Here is a 15,255-nt window from a genome sequence, read left to right as displayed (position 1 = left end):
CGCGCTATGGGGATCATGAGCGATTTTATTATAATCGAGAGAATTTGAAAAATGGCTGGTTTTTGGTGAAGCTGAATCGGTAAGTTGAATATCTATGAGGCAAGCGCTTTGTCCCGTTGTTGCCCCAAGATGAACTGCTCTAACTTGTTGGGAAATCCGTCTGTAGAACGGTAAACCATAAGTTGTAATGCACTGAGGTTTAAGAAAAATCGCACGGATTTGGGTTAAACCGCTCAAGACAATGGTTATCCGCGCTACAGATTGATGGATAATCGCTGTAGGTGTTTTAAGGTCGATCCTCTTCTTCCAGGATGAAAATATTTTCCACCTCAGTATCAAAAATTTCCGCAATTCGTAATGCGAGTGGCAGTGATGGGTTATACTTTTCTTTTTCAATTGAAATGATGGTCTGCCTGGAAACGCCCAATTTTTTAGCCAAATATGCCTGCGAGAATCCGTGCTTTTTTCGATGTGCTGCTACTTTATTATTCATAGTTTCGCTCCAGCAACATGTGTTTAATGATAAGATAATGTAAAGCGCCCTTTACTGTCAAGGGTGTTTTACATAAGATTCGATATCAGGGGATAAATCATAAATAATCTCTGTTATAATGTACCCAGGATTTCACAAGGGGGAGAAACGATGGAAAGCGACTCAATCAAGCTTACGAATCTTGCAAAAACATATCGAAAACATGAAGCCGTAAAAGACCTGAATCTCAAAGTCAACAAAGGGGAGTTATTTGGGTTTCTTGGACCGAATGGTGCCGGAAAAACGACAACGATCAAGATGCTTACCGGGCTGCTTGAGCCGACAAGCGGAACTGCTGAAATCAACGGGATCGACATTTGGAAAAATCCGCTCAAAGCAAAAGAAAAAATTGCGTATGTGCCTGACCAGCCTAATCTTTACCCGAAATTGACGGGATGGGATTATCTTGAATTTATAGCGTCTGTTTTCCGGCTGCCAAAAGACCAGTTCCAGACCAAAGCAAATGACCTCTTGCAAATCTTCAACCTGACCGAACAGGCGAATGACTTAATTGAAAGCTATTCACATGGAATGAAGCAGAAAATCGCTATTTGCGGTGCACTTGTTCACGAACCGGATGTGCTGTTTCTGGATGAGCCGACAGTCGGGCTTGATCCGAAAAGTGCGCGCAGTCTGAAGAATCTGCTCCGTGAACTTTGTGATAATGGCATGACCGCATTTTTATCAACCCACATTCTGGAAATTGCTGAGCAAATGTGTGACCGGGTCGGGATTATTTTCGAAGGTGATATCATTGCGCTCGGAACAATGGATGAATTAAAGGCGGGCGATCATGCTGGTCAAAGTCTGGAGGATATTTTCCTTGAACTGACCGGCGGCGAGGATCAGCAGGCCATCATCAGCGAAATTTCCGATGACGGTGATGTCAAATGATGAAGGCTCTTTTGAAAAACCAATGGAACATATTCATCAATACCGTAAAGTCGCAGCCCGGCAAAAATTACTTCAGCTATATTGTCATGTTTGCAGTATTTGCGATTTTGCTGTACTGGTTGTCAGCCGGGATCTGGGCGATTGCTGATGCTATTACGGAACCAGTTTTTGCCGGTATATTGTCATACGGATTTTTATTAGTTATTGGCTTTATCATTCTGCTGGGACTGCCGCAAGTGTTCAAGCACTTGTATTCAGCGACGGATCTCAATTTGTTGTTTACGTTGCCGATTCCGACACGGTACATTTTCTGGATTAAATATTTACAGAGTTTCGTGGGTATCCCACTACTGGTATTCGTTCTTTATGTCGTGACATTATTTGTTTATGGTACGTTCATTGGTGCAAATGTGCTTTACTATCCGGTCGTGCTTCTTGTCCTGTTGTCGGTTATTGTGATCGGCTTGTCGATAGCATATTTGTTTAACTTGCTATTGGTGCAGGTTGTTCCGGCGAGCAAGGCAAATGAATTCATGACCGTAATGAGCGTGTTATCCGGTATATTTGTCTATTTATTGTTCATGATTCCGAACATGGTAAATGACGAACCTCTATCCGAAATGATTCTGGCCGGTCTGCCGCTGTTTCCAGAGTGGGTGCCAATAACATGGGCGAGTGATGCTATTGTTGGTGCCACATCTGGGTCCATAGATTTTCATGTACCGTTAATTCTCATTCTATTGCTGGCGGCCATCTTTTTTATGCTGACATCGACACTGGTTGAAAGAGGCTTCCGCACCGGATGGGTTAAGTTAAGTGAAGGCAGCGGCAAGAAGCGCAAGAAAAGTGCAGCACGAAAATCCGGTCCTAAATTGAATCATCCAAATATCGCCATCGGAAAAAAAGAATGGTATGCAATAAAGCGTGATATGCGGGAGTGGCTTGTGTTTCTGCCGCTTGTGTTCTTTTTTGTGTTTGGCGCTATCGGTGCTGTGTCAGGTGGAGCGGCGTTGAGCGATCTAAGGGGACCGAATGAAGCAACATGGCCGATTACACAGGCAATTCTTTTGTTTATCTATGCGATGTTCAACGGGCAGATTTCCGCCTCCACGATTGCCAGAGAAGCGAAATCGGTCTGGATATTGCGGATCTTGCCGTTGTCCGGAAAAGATATCGCATTCGGCAAATTGTGGATCAGCTGGCTGCTGCCTTTTGTTCTGTTAACGATTGTTGAAATCATCATCGGGTTGTTTTTTGGATGGACGCTGCTTCAATTCATGACAGGGATTGCCATGAAAGCTGTCATTACGGTTGGCATCAGCGGCATCGGGATGTGGCTTGGTACAATCGGTGCCAAATATAATCCAGCCAATCCGCAGAATAGACTGAAGTTCGGAACAGCTTTCATCCTCATGATTGCATCGTATGTGTATCTGTTCTTAGCGCTTATCCCATTTGTCATGCTGCTGATACCGGTTGAGGCAATGGATTTTGCGCAAATGGTCAGTCAGGATATTGACGGGTTTTTCGGGGCAATAGCCAGCTTTGTTTACACGGTATTGAGCTGGAAAGAAGCAAGTGCAGCCATGGTCACAATAGCCGGGATTCTATTGATGCTCATCATATCCCTGGGAATTGCCTATATCTTTACGATGATGAGTGCCCGTAAAATTGACCAGGGAATCGAAATTGAAATGGTGCAGGATGTAAAATCGAAGCCGTCACTCGGCAAGAAGCCCGGCAACTTTTAATAAGAAGAGAAGGGGGTGCGATTCCCCTTCTAAATCCAAAGGAGCTGTTAGTATGATGAATTTCTCCGGAATAGGTGCACTATTTATGATTTTATTTTATGCGTTGGCCTTGTTCATAGCATACCTTGTCATAACCATCGCAGTCAGGCACGGAATCGACAATTCGGAAGTCGGGAAAATACTGAAGAAAAAAAATGGCTGTCAGGAGGAGAAATTTCACCCTAAAGATGATTTAGATAAGGATTAAGAAAGGGGGTCAATTTGTGAGATTCAGAAAAGCAACCCAGCAGGATGCGTCAGGTATTGCTAAGGTCCACGTCGACAGCTGGCGCACAACCTATCAAAATATTGTTCCTGATACGTTTTTAGACAGCTTAAACTATGAAGATTGCACTAAACGCTGGGAGCAAAATGTCAATGAAAGCAGTGTATATGTGGCAGAAACCGATGACGGCGAAATTGTCGGCTTTTCCACTGGCGGTAAAGAACGGGAAGGAAAATACAATGGCTATGACGGGGAACTCTATGCTATCAACATTTTAAAGGAATATCAGGGAAAGGGCATTGGCAAAAAGCTTGTCAAACCAATAGCTGATGAGCTCAGCAACGTCGGATACAATTCCATGCTTGTCTGGGTGCTGGAAGATAATGATGCCAAATATTTTTATGAAAAGCTTGGCGCTCAGTATATCGATACAGCGGACATCGTCATTGCCGGTGCGAAATTGAAGGCAATTGTATATGGCTGGCCTGATATCACCGAGTTAATCAAAGAGGGATAATATGAATTTTAAGGAATTTGGAACGGTTAGCACAAATTTAATTGAGTTAAATGTTTTGTACCTTTTATGAGAACTTGTTAACGCCTTGAGATACTTTTTAATCTCGTTAATGAACAAGCCCTTTTAGATTTGTCGTGATTTCATACGATTTACAGCCGTTCCTAAACCGATTGCTGCATCGGATCAAGCCAATAAAAATGCGCCGCCAAAGTCTTCTCATACTTTCCTCGCTGTACAGTAATACCCTTGAAATTTTCCTATTATTGCGAAAGGGTCAGTTTTCCATGAACGATCGCCCCATATTACATTTGGACTCACACCAACTGCCTTTTTTGCCTTTATTTAAACATATATCATATACAGTCTACTATTTTCATCATAAATTGTGGTATAACCTTTTTAATTTAATGATGGCGGTGATTAAACAGGGCATGAACGAATCAATTTAGGAAATCTGATTTTAGAAAGATCCCTGTTATCCTAATCATCAGCCGTGTTCGAACGGACCTATTTCCCTGATGATATAAACAATAGGCATTACTCTGAAAGGAGTTGTTTAAATGTGTTTCAAAATACGACAATATTGATTACCGGGGGGACGGGTTCCTGGGGGCATGAACTCGTTAAAAAACTGCTGCCATTTCAACTAAAGGAAATAAGAATCTTTTCACGTAATGAATTTGCTCAGGTGAGAATGAAAAGAACATTTTCGGATAATCCTTATTTAAAATTTGTAATAGGCGATGTAAGAGATTTTGAAGCTGTGAACGAAGCGGCCAAAAATGTCGATTATATATTCCATCTTTCGGCACTCAAACATGTACCAATATGCGAAGACCAGCCTTCGGAAGCGTTAAAAACCAATGTATATGGTACGGAGAATATTATCAAAGCAAGTTTAAATCAAAACGTTAAAAAAGTCATTGATGTTTCAACAGATAAAGCTGTGGAACCAATCAATTTTTATGGATTAACGAAAGCGATTGGTGAAAAATTAATCATTCAGGCCAATCAATTAAGCAATCATACACGTTTTGTTTGTATCCGCGGTGGTAATGTTATTGGGACAAATGGCAGTGTCATCCCGTTTTTCAAAGAACAAATTGCAAGCCATCATACTGTTCCGCTTACATCCAAGGAAATGACACGTTTCTTTCTGACGGTTTCCCAAGCCATTGATTTGCTGTTATACGCATCTGAACAAGCGATTGGCGGCGAAATATTTGTCATGAAAATGAAAGCATGCCGGATTGTCGATCTCGTTGAAGTCCTGGAAAAACATTTTGCAGCAAAAGACATTGCTATCAATGAGATTGGGATACGTCCAGGCGAGAAACTCCATGAGGTATTGGTATCAAATGCTGAATCCCGGAACACTTATAAGTTTGATGAAAATTACTATGTCATTTTACCTGACAACATTTCAGAGAAGGTCAAAAAAGACTACAAGAATTTACCCAAGGTCACTTTTGAACGGTATCAATCCAATGATGCGTTAATGTCATCCAGCGAAATTGAACAAATTCTTATGGACGCCAACTTTATCACATCACAGGCTCTTTTTTAATATGGCACACGGTGAGAGTGACCTCAAATTATCCAAAATCATCCCTTATCACGTTTAAGTGGTAAGGGATTTTTGTATAACGGACACTAACTCACGGGCAGCCTTAATGATACAAAACGCTCTTTATCTGCCGGACTAATTGTCGTGCCCGATGAGCGGTTGAATGATGGTTATGAACGAAGCGGTAGCCCTCTTCGGTAATTCTTTTCCGCTCTTCAGTATTTTTTAGAAAGTACTCGGCTCTTTCTGGAAAGTTTTCTTCGTTTATATCTACAAAATGCTTGCCTGGTATTAAGCCAATCTCCTTTAGTTCCGGTAGGTCAGGTGCCATCAGTAATGTGCGGCAAGCTGGCACTTCAAAATATTTGAATGTCACGACTTGACGAACGGAACCGCATGCAAAAAACAGTTTCGCCTGATTAATGGTCCTGGCATAGTTTTCACCGATTAATGCTTTTTCTGCCTGTTCCGCTGTGAAGTCCCGCCATCCCGGATGGGGACGGTTGAAAAACCTGGAATCCTTTTTATAATACTGTAATATTTTTTCTCTTAATGGATAGATTTGCGGAAGCGAAATTTCTCCCAGCATCAACAAATCAATCGTTTTTTCAGCGCCGTAGTCTTTAAAGATTGATGTATTGGCGAATTGAGGGAGAAAGAATACCTGATCATGCTTTTGACGGGGATAGTAATTGTAAAAATTATGCTGGCATATGACAAAAAACGTCCTGATCTGATTGGACAAAATGTACCTTTTTCGCTGTTCCACAAACCGGTGAGCATCGTTTATCATCAGTCCCACGGGTATGCTGACAGCGGATAAACCGGTGACGACAGGCGTAAATGTTTTACCAACATCATTTATGATTAAAATAAAGTCCGGTTTTACGGGAATCTTTCGTAATATTTGCTTGATGTGACCGGATTTTCGATAAACCATCAAATTCGTCATCTTTGCCAATTCTTTCTCCAAATCGTCATAATTATGATTGGTGAAATGAGACGTATCGGAGGCAATCAGTAATAAATTCAGCATCGGTTATTCATACCTCCTGAAATAATAAACGCCCTCTAGGATCAGAAGGCGCTTAAAATGAGCGTTTTACTTATACCCTAACCGTGTTAACGTCTTATCAAATGCCCGGTTGATTTGCTGCTGCTGTTCCTTATTCAAAACAGACTTCCATTTATTGGCCTTACCTTGCCGCACAAAAGGCATATTAGGGTTGGCAGTCGGTACATTCAAGTTTAAATGGTCCCTCTGTTTCTGTTCCAATGCTTTCATATTGTCGAAAGAGGCCCAATTAACAGCCTCATTGATTTCGTCATCGGTTCTGTCTAAGTTTAAAAAGCCGACAATCCTCTTCGCTTCGTTAAACGTATTTTTAAGAAGCGTCTCATATTTGACCAGCAGGAAGCCATTTTTGACCTTATCCTGATTGTTAAGCCAGCTTTCTATATTCCAATCCCACATGCCAGGACCAATATCTCCTTCCATAAATGCATCGAAAAATTCATCAAAATCGCGTGTTTCGCCAAAATATTTCAGGAAATGATGATAATAGGAAACAACGACATCCCTGGGGTCCCTTACCAGGTAAATGACTTTGGGATACACTGGATCGTAGCTTTTATGACTCCATACAAGATGGGGGTATGGCAAATTTTGGATTGGTTCACTTGTTACGTTTTGAATCAATTCCCCTTTTGTGGCCCAGTCGATTTTTTTCCGGTACAATAGCATGGCGATCAGAAACAACAGAAAATTATTCCCTGATTTAGGATAGGCTACAATGCAAATATCATCTTCCTGAATTTGATATGTCTTAGCTTTTGACACAGATATCATCCTTTCTTTTCATCAGTATCATCCTGCTGGACACTTAAACGAAAAGTATCGGGGTTGTCGGGATCATAGAGTTCATTGGCCCAAAACAAAACAATCATCTCACCATCTGTTACATTTTCAATTGAATGGGTATAACCTGGTGGGATATCAACCATCTCTATATTTTGTTCTGAGACCGTATAAGTGATCAGGTCATCGGAGTCAATCTTCCTTAATTTAATGTTTGCCATTCCCTTGATGACACAAAATTTTTCGACTTTTGTATGATGATAATGATTTCCTCTTATAACGCCTTTTCGTGATGTTGACATAAAGACTTGCCCGGACTGGTGTGATTTGATCAGCTCAACCAGACTTCCTCTTTCATCCTGATGTGCCGGCAAACGATATGAAAAATTATGCTCATCTAAATAAGCTAAATAGGTTGTATACAAGTACTTTGTTAATTTGTCGGACAGATCAGGGATGATCAGTGATTTTCGCATGTCCTTTATTTGGTAAAGCTTGTGGGCCAGGTCTCCTACCGTTGTGTGGAAGGATTGCGGGACATCATAATAGAATGTCTCTTCTGCCTTTTTCTGATCAAGACAATCGATAAAACTGTCCACAACATCGTCAATATAGACGAGCTCAAGCGCTTTGTCCGCGTCATGAATGTCGATGTCCCGGTCATGTGCCAATTCATGACAAAAAGTCGCGACCACGGAGTTATAATGCGGTCTGCACCACTTGCCAAAGACACCAGGCAGCCGGTAAATGCATACGTCTGCACCAGTGTCACGACTATAATGTTTCAACACGTCTTCAGCAGATTTTTTACTTGAACCATAAGGTGTTTCACGTTCTGCTTGAGTTGAGGATGAAAAAACAATCTTCGGGGTCTTATGATGCTTTTTCAAATAGTTGACGATCAATTCAGTAAGTCCTCTATTAACGGTTGCAAACGCTTCATTATTTTGCGGTCTGTTCACCCCTGCCAGATGATAGATAATATCTGCGTTGCTTAAATGCTCATACAGCAGTGACAGGTCATCCCCGCGATGATACTGTTTGACGGAAACGCCTTTTTCCCTGTGTAGTCTATCGATTAGATTTTTACCGATAAATCCGCCGGCCCCGGTTACGAGTACGTTGATCATGTCTTAACCCTCCTGCAAGTTGGTATAGCCGGGCACTCGTTCAACACTGTTAAAGACTTTTCTACATATTATGGAGTAAGACAGGATACGTGCAAAAATAGGGCATAGGCAAGGTTGTTAATTGAAAAGGGGATGTATAGGTATGTCAGATTCATATATTCATACGAAAGATTGGATTGACAAAACGACTCCAAAATCAGATCTAGATGATGTTTATAAAGAATTCTATACAAATGAAACCGTAACATATACGCTTCCAAAAGGGGATCAGCCGGAATGGGTTGATTGGGTATATCCACCGCGGTTTGGCGAGAATCACAAGTTTCGCAAGTCTTATATTTCAAAGATAGAAAACGGCAGTATATGGATGTGCGATAAAGGGGAAGGCATGGTTTATGCCTTGACACCTGATCACACGTGTTTATATGATATGGTTTTTCATTTATATTGGCGATATTTTGGAAAGGTGGCAGTTGATAGAATCCCTACCGCTTCCCATTATTATGGAACATTGGGCGTGCTTGCCTGGGCCGGGCACACAAATTATTGGCACTGGCTGCACGATACGTTGGGACGCTATCATTTGCTGCAGAAGAGCGGCTTTAAGATTGATAAATATGTCCTGCCGCCTCTGACATCAGCATTTCAGCGGGAAACGGTAAAAATGCTTGGCATCCCCGAGGATAAAATTTTACAGCTTACGCCGGGAACCCACCTGAAAGCTGATAATTTAGTATTGCCATCCGTCCCATTTAATGCCGGAACATGTGTGAAGTGGACCGTTGAATTCCTCCGGGACGCATTTTTGAAAGGTGAGCCAAACACAAGCTCAAGTGGCTATGATCGTATCTATATCAGCCGGGAAGATGCCTCATGGCGAAAGGTTGCCAATGAACCGAAACTCATGAAACTTTTGAACAAAAAAGGATTCAAAAAAGTTGTTTTGAGCTCCTTAACCGTACAGGAACAAATCGACATTTTTTCTTCAGCTAAAGTGATCATAAGTCCGAATGGAGCGGGATTAGCAAATATTATGTTTTGTCAGCCGGGAACGAAAATCATTCAGTTATTCACGTCAACATCAGACGAATTTATGAAAATTGGACAGTATTTAGGTTTGGATTATTATTTTCTGAAGTGCAGGAATGCGAATCCCGGATCAAGAGCACATGAAGTTATCAAAAATCTTGTGGTTAATGTAAAAAAGTTATCAAGGATTCTGGAGGATGAGGGGGTTAATTAGTTTTGTTTTAATTTTCCCCCTTAACGGGCAGTACGCTTCGGCTAAAATTTTTATGGAATAAAAGAAAGGTTGCAATAGCATTATTTTTTGGAAACCGAAATACAATCGAACGATTCACAATCAGAATGTCATTATCCCATCCTCGGGAATTTACATCCACGCTCTCGATTTCAAGTCCAGGCAAGGCTTTTTTGATGAAACTAATCAGTTTATTTTCCATAATCATTTCTCCCTGTAAATCATCATCTCTTATTTTAACAGAATCTTCGTGAATGATTTCCTGAAATTAGTATTGAGTAATATATCATAAAGTGTTACAAAGGAGATTCTAATTGGATTCGTTCAAACAACTTACAGACTCTGTATTTTATATTATGGCAGCATTCGGAGCCACCACATGGTTATGCGGTAATGAGCTTAGAGGAAAAAACAACTGAGGGTGAATTTGTGATCGGGCCTGCTTCTCTTTACGCAAATATTAAGAAATTATTAATGGAGGGATTAATCATATTACATGATGATTCAGATTCAAGGCGAAAAGTATATGTTTTAACTGAAAAAAGTCGGAAGGTACTAAATGAGGATATTGCGGCGTAAGACCATGATTGAATTAGCGGAAAAAGGCTTGAAGAGGGGAATAGACTAATGGGACAATTATCGGATATCATCCAGTGTTGAAGGGGGAGAAAGGGACCGGTCCGCTTTTTACCCGGTTTTTCTAGTTGCTGAAAATGGAAAAATAAAGTATTTTTATTATACAATGCATGTACTACGACTATTCTGTTGGGAGCTGCAGTAATTTATACGTAAAAAGGAGGGTAATGGTATGAATATGCAAGAACAACTAAATAAAATTGACAATCAGATTGAAAATGAGGATTCAGATCAATAATGATGAAAAGACGTAAGATAATTCCAACCCCTCTTTTTCTATCAGACTATAAACGGCTTCCATCTCACGTTATTGACCAGATTATAAAGAAATATTTCGATGAAGTGTAAGGCTGTTAAAATGAGATTAGTAATCTCCCCATTACGAACCTCATGGAAAAGCCTTTACTTTTCAATAATATTCTACTTTGGAAAAATAAAAATAATTCATTGTCGTTATCCCATCCTGGCAATTTAATTCTATGTTCAAGTATCCGTTGAAAAAAGTTTTGATACCATACCAATCATGGTAAAATAAAGCTAGGAGGTGATTGTTCATGAGAAAAATTGATGCCCAAACAGCAAGGATATTAGAAGATATTATTCAAGACAATGACCAATCATTTGAATTTAATGGCCGGCAATATAAAATTATTGCTTTAGATAACAATGCTGACACTGAAACAACAGTAGCGGAAGACGTTGAAAAATATCCTGACTTAAAGCAAAAATTGCTGCAGGCAAAAAAGGATATAGAAAACGAGAACTATTTCACGACAGATGAAATGCGGGAGATGATCCGGAAAGGTCAAATATAATATGGGAATTATCTGGTTGAAAACCACAATCGAATCATTTGAAAGTATTAAAAGCGAACATTTCTCCCATACCGAAACTGCTGAATATAAATTGGAATTGTTGGAACGCATAGAAGAAAAAATACGTACACTTGGCTCAAGCACGAGGGCAGATAAACCTGAATGGGAAGGCAGCCACAAAACCATTGTTGATAAATTCATTATTTACTATTTCTTTTCCCCGGATAAACAAACGTGCTTCATCGAATACTTCAGACATTCCAGTCAACATTATTAAATCTGCCTGCTAAAAGTTGCCTTCTGTCCTATCGCTAAAACCCTCAAGCACACTTACTCAATTCTAACTACCTTAACCGCCCAATTTTAGCACTTTTGAAGGAAATCTGGTGAATGAAGTCGAATTAATACAGTTACCTCCGTCATTTATGAGAAAAAGGGGATTCTATGTTACTTTCGGTCAGTATGTTTTATGTTCCCGAGTGGTATATCTGGCTTATCATGATTGTTGTCATATTGTTTATTGTTTTCGGATAATGGTGGCTGAAATAGCAAATTCTGAGCGTCGTATATAGAAAGGGGAGAGGTTTATTAATTTAGCTCAGTTTGTGATATTTATTATCTTTGTTTTACCGCTGATTTCGCTTATAATAGGCGGGTTTGGATATTATATCTTTAAAAATATTTATCTAGCACCTGTCATAGTTGCGACAGTTTCAGTTATTGGCACTTTTACAGTATTTAACACTTCATTTTGGTTCTGGGCAACCCTTTATACATTGCTGTCATTTTTATCCGGCTTAATTGTTAAATTCGTTATCTCTAAAAAGTCATCGAAACGCTTTTAGCACCTTTAGTGGGCATTTTGGGAACGTGTGAAGCAATCTTAAATGAAGGAGAAGGTCATGGAAATTCGAAAATTATCTTCAGTTGAAGACGCCTCCATGGATTTACTGCTTTTGGCGGAGCCGTCTAAAAATCAGATTGAATCATATATAATGGCAAATAATTACAGCCATCATCAATTGAAATTCGCTCTTAAATCGAAAACGTCAAGTCACCTCTTGGAAAAAGTAGAGGCTGCTCTTGTCTTATAGTAAGTGCTGTCGTTATTCTTATACGGTTATTCGTACAAAGGCGGGATAACATGCTGACATTTACTGCTTATGCCCTGTTACTGATAACATTAATATCTGTCATAATTGCTGTCATGGGCAGGTATTGGATGTATTGGGTTGCGGCTCTCAGCAATTACATTTTCAGCTTTTTGGCCGGTTTTACAATCGGTCAGCTAACGGTCGGCCTGACATTTGTGTTTATTATCCTTGCTGCAGCGCATATGTTCAATTGGATCAAGAACAGTTTGCATTACATGGGCTTTTTACTGCTGGGATTGGTAATTGGCGCGCTTCTGGTTATATACGCCAGATCCTGGCTATTTTGGCCGTTCTGGATTTTGATGAATTAAGTTTTACAAGTGGTGTTTATGATGAGATTTTTCCTAGAATTATTACGGATCATCTTGATATTCGCTCTGTTAGGCAGCTTGATTTGGTTAATTTTACATAATATTTATTCCGGAATTCCGGCTGAACAGTATGACTGGCTTGGCGCCCTTGGTATCTATGTGTTTCTGTTTGTAATGTATTGAAATCGCTGGCAATTTTCCGGCTTGTATACAGGAAAAGGGCGTCAAAAACTTCCCCAAAAAGTATCTGAAATTCTACTGGGCATAGCGATTTTATTCGTTATCTTACCAATTATTTTAGGTTTTTTGATTAATTAGATCGGCTTGTTTTAATTTTGTTTGCAAAAGGAATGATATGACTAACCGAAAATAAAGTGAGGAGATCTAATGAAGAAGCTGATAAAGCGCCTGATTAAGTATGGACCCATCGTTTATCCCGTGATTAAAAAGTTTATGGACAAGCGTCGTAAAAACCGATATGAGCGTTGAACTTGTTGAGCTGCCTGACAATCTAACCGGATGCAAAAAGGTGTCATGAATTTTTTAATAATTTATGACACCTTTTAGGGTTAAGAATCGATTATACTAAAAAAATTTGGGAAAAGAAAATACTGGCATCTCTGCAGTAATCTTTGGCTTTACGCTTGTGAGCTTCAGCTGTTCTGCAGGATTATTCAAATCCTAACTCTTCAATCTGAGTCTTGAGTTCTGAAATGTTTTCAATGGTTGTGTAGATTTCGGATTGTTTCAGCTGCTCAATTGCAACCTCACCGTCTTCCAGGATATTGTTTGTGGTATGGAGAAGCTTCTGGCTTTTATCTTCCAATTCTTTATGAATATCCTCTGCAATCGATGGGGGTTCTATTTCCATGAAGTCTTCAATATCAGCAGTCAGTGTTTCCAATTCGGATTTAAGTTCAGCACCTTCCAATGAGGGTGCTTCTTCTGCAAATGTATTCAATTCATTAATATATTCGGTTACATCGGTTGCATAGTCCAGCGAGTCATTTGCTTCTTCAAGCAAGGAACATCCACTGAGCGTCAAAGCAACTGTCACGATGAGTATGCCTGAAAGTTTTTTCATGAAAATCTCCTTTAAAACTAACTGATAATATTATAACATGGATCATAATGTATGTTGCAAAAGAAATAAGCAGCTGTATCCTATTAGGAGGTTAATTAAGTGAAAATCAACCATTTGCTGTTTTCGGTTTCGGATTTGGAGAGGTCCATAAAATTCTATCAGGAGGTATTTGGTGCGACGTTATTGGTAAAAGGCAGGAGTACAGCCTATTTTGATCTGGCTGGCCTGTGGCTGGCACTGAATCTTGAAAAGGATATTCCGCGGAATGAAATACACGAATCCTATACACATACGGCTTTCTCGATTGAGGAAGCGGAATTTGACAGGATGTATGCAAAATTAGAGCGGCTTGGTGTGAATATATTAACAGGAAGGCCGAGAGATAAGCGTGATAAGAAGTCCATTTATTTTACAGATCCGGACGGGCATAAATTTGAGTTTCATACAGGAACATTAAAGGACCGGTTGGCATACTATAAAGCGGACAAGCCGCATATGGAATTTTACGAGTGAATTAAGGATGGGTGACCGGCTGCATTTCCAAAAAGTATATACTGTTTCAAAACGACATGATAATATTAGTCTATCATTAAAATTAGCGAATGCTGAAAGGTGATGCAGAGTGCTCAAAGCAATTATGTTTGACCTGGACGACACCTTGATCTGGGATGAGAAAAGTGTTGATGAAGCATTTAAAAAAACGTGCAGGCTGGCTGCCGGCAAGTCAGGTGTTGATCCAGAGCTGCTTGAACAAAAAATCCGGGAAAATGCACAAGATCTGTTTGCTTCCTATGATACATATGATTTTACCGAAATGATCGGCATCAGTCCGTTTGAGGGCTTATGGGCCGAGTTTAACGATGAAGGAGAATCTTTCCGCCGGTTGAAAGATATTGCTCCCGAATATCGGAAAAAAGCCTGGACAATGGCGCTAAAGGAAGCGGGAGTTGACGATCCCCAGCTGGCAATGGAACTGGCTGAGACGTTTAAGGCTGAACGTGGTAAAAACCAATTCGTGTATGAGGAAACATTTGATGTATTGAATGAATTGCGGGAAAAATATCAGCTGCTCATGCTGACAAATGGCTCACCTGATCTCCAGCGGACAAAACTGAAGATCACCCCGGAATTGAAATCCTATTTTGATCATATTGTGATATCAGGTGCATTTGGAAAGGGTAAACCGGCCCCCGACATTTTTGACCATGCATGTGATCTTCTGTCCGTTGGGAAAAATGAAGCGCTGATGGTGGGCGATAATTTGTATACAGATATTCTTGGTGCAACAAAGGCTGGAGTACCGTCTGTCTGGGTGAACCATCATCAAATAGAAAATCATGATGTGGTACCGACATATGAAATATCGCAATTGAAGCAGTTATTGCCGATTGTTTAACGTTGGTAAGGTCAGCGCCTATGCTTAGACGCTGACCATTCACTCAGTCTCTAACTAATTAATTAGTTACCTCTTCCTTTTTTC

The 15,255-nt window shown here is 40.2% G+C and carries 20 protein-coding genes and 1 pseudogene; 14 read left to right on the top strand and 7 right to left on the bottom strand.

Going from position 1 to position 15,255, the window contains the following annotated elements:
• Together VK080_RS15935 and VK080_RS15930 are read right to left on the bottom strand one after the other, a co-directional pair.
• On the bottom strand, positions 1-237 hold a 237-nt coding region (locus tag VK080_RS15935), incomplete at its 3' end, for a hypothetical protein (RefSeq protein WP_324225757.1).
• Positions 238-286: 49 nt separating this feature from the next.
• Positions 287-493, bottom strand: coding sequence for a helix-turn-helix transcriptional regulator (locus VK080_RS15930; RefSeq protein WP_324225756.1), 207 nt, complete (start codon positions 491-493; stop codon positions 287-289).
• Between the two features lie 150 nt (positions 494-643).
• Between VK080_RS15930 and VK080_RS15925 the strand changes: the two genes are divergently transcribed.
• The 5 genes from VK080_RS15925 (at position 644) to VK080_RS15905 (ending at position 5,526) form a co-directional block, all read left to right on the top strand.
• On the top strand, positions 644-1,426 hold the full coding sequence (locus VK080_RS15925) for an ABC transporter ATP-binding protein (RefSeq protein WP_324225755.1): 783 nt from the start codon (positions 644-646) through the stop codon (positions 1,424-1,426).
• Positions 1,423-3,177, top strand: coding sequence for a putative ABC transporter permease subunit (locus VK080_RS15920; protein ID WP_324225754.1), 1,755 nt, complete (start codon positions 1,423-1,425; stop codon positions 3,175-3,177). The genes VK080_RS15925 and VK080_RS15920 overlap by 4 nt, the downstream gene beginning before the upstream one ends.
• 52 nt (positions 3,178-3,229) lie before the next feature.
• Positions 3,230-3,424, top strand: a complete 195-nt coding sequence (locus VK080_RS15915) for a hypothetical protein (RefSeq protein WP_324225753.1) — start codon at positions 3,230-3,232, stop codon at positions 3,422-3,424.
• 16 nt (positions 3,425-3,440) lie between these two features.
• Positions 3,441-3,959, top strand: coding sequence for a GNAT family N-acetyltransferase (locus VK080_RS15910; RefSeq protein WP_324225752.1), 519 nt, complete (start codon positions 3,441-3,443; stop codon positions 3,957-3,959).
• Between the two features lie 562 nt (positions 3,960-4,521).
• Positions 4,522-5,526: a polysaccharide biosynthesis protein gene (locus VK080_RS15905; RefSeq protein ID WP_324225751.1), complete on the top strand. Its 1,005-nt coding sequence runs from the start codon at positions 4,522-4,524 to the stop codon at positions 5,524-5,526.
• A gap of 103 nt (positions 5,527-5,629) precedes the next feature.
• Here VK080_RS15905 and VK080_RS15900 read toward each other — a convergent pair whose 3' ends face one another.
• From VK080_RS15900 to VK080_RS15890, 3 genes are all read right to left on the bottom strand, one after another.
• Positions 5,630-6,562: a glycosyltransferase family protein gene (locus VK080_RS15900; RefSeq protein WP_324225750.1), complete on the bottom strand. Its 933-nt coding sequence runs from the start codon at positions 6,560-6,562 to the stop codon at positions 5,630-5,632.
• Between the two features lie 66 nt (positions 6,563-6,628).
• The gene (locus VK080_RS15895; RefSeq protein ID WP_324225749.1) at positions 6,629-7,366 is read right to left on the bottom strand and encodes a sulfotransferase domain-containing protein; all 738 of its coding nucleotides are present in this window, start codon (positions 7,364-7,366) and stop codon (positions 6,629-6,631) included.
• 5 nt (positions 7,367-7,371) lie between these two features.
• Positions 7,372-8,514, bottom strand: a complete 1,143-nt coding sequence (locus VK080_RS15890; protein ID WP_324225748.1) for an NAD-dependent epimerase/dehydratase family protein — start codon at positions 8,512-8,514, stop codon at positions 7,372-7,374.
• Between the two features lie 142 nt (positions 8,515-8,656).
• On the opposite strand from VK080_RS15890, the gene VK080_RS15885 reads away from it, so the two are divergent.
• Positions 8,657-9,757, top strand: coding sequence for a glycosyltransferase family 61 protein (locus VK080_RS15885; RefSeq protein ID WP_324225747.1), 1,101 nt, complete (start codon positions 8,657-8,659; stop codon positions 9,755-9,757).
• A gap of 7 nt (positions 9,758-9,764) precedes the next feature.
• Here the strand turns inward: VK080_RS15885 and VK080_RS15880 are convergent, their stop codons facing one another.
• Positions 9,765-9,977: a hypothetical protein gene (locus tag VK080_RS15880; protein WP_324225746.1), complete on the bottom strand. Its 213-nt coding sequence runs from the start codon at positions 9,975-9,977 to the stop codon at positions 9,765-9,767.
• Positions 9,978-10,089: 112 nt separating this feature from the next.
• Here VK080_RS15880 and VK080_RS15875 point away from each other — a divergent pair.
• The 6 genes and pseudogenes from VK080_RS15875 to VK080_RS15855 all read left to right on the top strand — a co-directional run bounded on the left by VK080_RS15875 (position 10,090) and on the right by VK080_RS15855 (position 12,691).
• Positions 10,090-10,403, top strand: a pseudogene (locus VK080_RS15875) (PadR family transcriptional regulator).
• A gap of 562 nt (positions 10,404-10,965) precedes the next feature.
• Positions 10,966-11,226, top strand: coding sequence for a hypothetical protein (locus VK080_RS15870; protein WP_324225745.1), 261 nt, complete (start codon positions 10,966-10,968; stop codon positions 11,224-11,226).
• 16 nt (positions 11,227-11,242) lie between these two features.
• Positions 11,243-11,503 (top strand): hypothetical protein, encoded by a 261-nt coding sequence (locus tag VK080_RS15865; RefSeq protein ID WP_324225744.1) that lies wholly within the window; start codon positions 11,243-11,245, stop codon positions 11,501-11,503.
• A 328-nt stretch (positions 11,504-11,831) separates the two neighbouring features.
• Positions 11,832-12,071 carry a DUF2651 family protein gene (locus VK080_RS16110; protein WP_414672268.1) on the top strand — a complete coding sequence of 80 codons (240 nt, stop codon included), beginning with the start codon at positions 11,832-11,834 and terminating at the stop codon, positions 12,069-12,071.
• Positions 12,072-12,128: 57 nt separating this feature from the next.
• Positions 12,129-12,320: a hypothetical protein gene (locus VK080_RS15860; protein WP_324225743.1), complete on the top strand. Its 192-nt coding sequence runs from the start codon at positions 12,129-12,131 to the stop codon at positions 12,318-12,320.
• Between the two features lie 50 nt (positions 12,321-12,370).
• A complete protein-coding gene (locus tag VK080_RS15855; protein ID WP_324225742.1) occupies positions 12,371-12,691 on the top strand; it encodes a hypothetical protein in 321 nt (106 codons plus the stop codon).
• 670 nt (positions 12,692-13,361) lie between these two features.
• On the opposite strand, the gene VK080_RS15850 is transcribed toward VK080_RS15855, so the two are convergent.
• Positions 13,362-13,775, bottom strand: a complete 414-nt coding sequence (locus VK080_RS15850; protein ID WP_324225741.1) for a DUF6376 family protein — start codon at positions 13,773-13,775, stop codon at positions 13,362-13,364.
• Between the two features lie 99 nt (positions 13,776-13,874).
• On the opposite strand from VK080_RS15850, the gene fosM reads away from it, so the two are divergent.
• Positions 13,875-14,288: a FosM family fosfomycin resistance protein gene (fosM, locus tag VK080_RS15845; protein ID WP_324225740.1), complete on the top strand. Its 414-nt coding sequence runs from the start codon at positions 13,875-13,877 to the stop codon at positions 14,286-14,288.
• 109 nt (positions 14,289-14,397) lie between these two features.
• Positions 14,398-15,171, top strand: a complete 774-nt coding sequence (locus VK080_RS15840; RefSeq protein WP_324225739.1) for an HAD family hydrolase — start codon at positions 14,398-14,400, stop codon at positions 15,169-15,171.
• The last annotated feature ends 84 nt before the right edge of the window (positions 15,172-15,255 follow it).

Origin of the sequence: Lentibacillus sp. (genome assembly GCF_035301925.1) — a bacterium.
Lineage (GTDB): Bacteria > Bacillota > Bacilli > Bacillales > Amphibacillaceae > Lentibacillus.
This window is presented reverse-complemented; position numbering and strand designations above follow the sequence as displayed.